Below are 1,669 nucleotides of genomic sequence, written 5' to 3' on the forward strand. Positions count from 1 at the left end.
CGGCATTTTTCAAGGTAGTTGTCGCGTCAACCGTCTAACTATGCCGCCATTTTCTCGTTCTGTTGCTCTCGATCCGGGTTCAACAACACGGTGCCGATCGGTTCCCAGTTACGCGTCCGGCCTGACCACCGCTCCGGTTTGTTTTCCTTGGCTCGTTCGTACAACTCATGTCGCCGGGCCAAGACCTGATGGTCCAGCCCTCGATGCCGCTCAGCCGGTGTGACGAACCGGATGCGGCTATGTCGGTGCTCGTTGTTGTACCACCGCATAAAATTCCTCACCCAAGCCCGAGCAGCATCCAGACTGGCAAAACCATCCAGCGGCCATTGCGGGCAGTATTTCAGCGTTCTAAACAGCGACTCCGAGTAGGGATTGTCGTTGCTCACACGCGGTCGGCCCCGCGAAGGCGTGATGCCCAGGTCGTACATCTTGCTCAGCAGCGTCACCGATTTCATCGGCGCTCCGTTGTCCGAGTGCAGCACCAGCGGTTCGTGTAAACACTGCTCACCGATCACGCTGCGTTGCAGCAGCGCGGCGGCTTTTTCACCGCTTTCCGCGTCGTAGACCTCCCAGCCCACGGCCTTGCGGCTGTAAATATCCTCGATCAGATAGAGGTAGTAATACTTTCCGCGTATCGGCGAGGGCAGATACGTGATGTCCCACGACCACACCTGATTGGGCGCTTTGGCCGCATGCGTTGTCGGTGCTGCGTGCCTTCTGGGCCGCTGGCTGCGGCCTCGATGTTGTTGTTGGCCTGCCGCACGTAGAACGCGATAAAACGTCGCCTCCGACGCCACATAACGCCCTTGATCGGCCAGCCGCGGCACGATCTGGCTCGGCGGCAAGTGGGCGTACTCCGGGCTGTTACACAGCGTCACAATGGTCTGACGCTCGACTTCGCTCAGTGCATTTCGCGGTGTTGGCCGTGTGACAATCGTTCGGGCATCGGCCTGGATAACCTCTGTTTCAGTCCAACGTTGCAAAGTCCGCAGCGATAGACCGATTTCCTGGCACGCCCTGATTTTTCTGGCTCCTGCCGCCACCGCGCTACCCAGCCAGGCAACGATTAACTGGCGCTCTGGCAAAGATGTTAGTTGTCCTCGTTGTCGTTCGTCCCCCAGTAGTCGTTGAGCTTTTTTCGCAGCACCAACAACGCGGCTGTTTCAGCGAGCGCCTTGTCTTTGCGGCGCAGTTCGCGCTCAAGTTCCTGGATGCGTTTCTTGTCCTTGCGAGATTGCTCGCGATCTTCTTTTTGCTGAGCCTTTGTCGATTTCTGGCCGGTGATAAAAGCTTGTCGCCAAGCCGTGATTTGTTCGGGGTAAAGACCTTTGCGGCGGCAATACTCGCCGAGGTCGATCTCGGACAAACCGGCGGCTTCAAGCACGACAGCAAACTTGGTTTCGGCTGACCAGTTCTCGGTCAACGGCTTGTTTTCGGACACTGCATTTCCTTCAGAACTGAGCTGCTTGCGCCAGTTGGACAAAGACATTTCGCTGACCCCTTCGCGCCGGGAAACCTCGGCCATCGACAGGTTCAGCGGGGGAAGCAGCATTTTAAGTAATGCGGCTCTGCGTTCAGGTGAATAGTACGGCACGACCAGTCTCTTTCCGCCCCCGATATGCTTTTTTAGGAAAAATCGGAGAGGCGACAACTATCCTGACACCGGGGG

1 protein-coding gene is annotated in these 1,669 nt (G+C 57.4%); it reads right to left on the reverse strand.

What is annotated here, in order from left to right:
• Positions 1–38 precede the first annotated feature (38 nt).
• Positions 39–1,594, reverse strand: a protein-coding gene (locus QMX98_RS34520; RefSeq protein ID WP_087149576.1) for an IS3 family transposase whose coding sequence is annotated in 2 segments (ribosomal slippage) — positions 39–1,132 and positions 1,132–1,594 — 1,557 coding nt in all. Because the reading frame shifts where the segments join, the coding sequence is not laid out codon by codon here.
• Between the last annotated feature and the right edge of the window lie 75 nt (positions 1,595–1,669).

This window comes from Pseudomonas sp. PS02303 (genome assembly GCF_029959925.1).
In the GTDB taxonomy this organism is placed as follows: Bacteria; Pseudomonadota; Gammaproteobacteria; order Pseudomonadales; family Pseudomonadaceae; genus Aquipseudomonas; species Aquipseudomonas mandelii.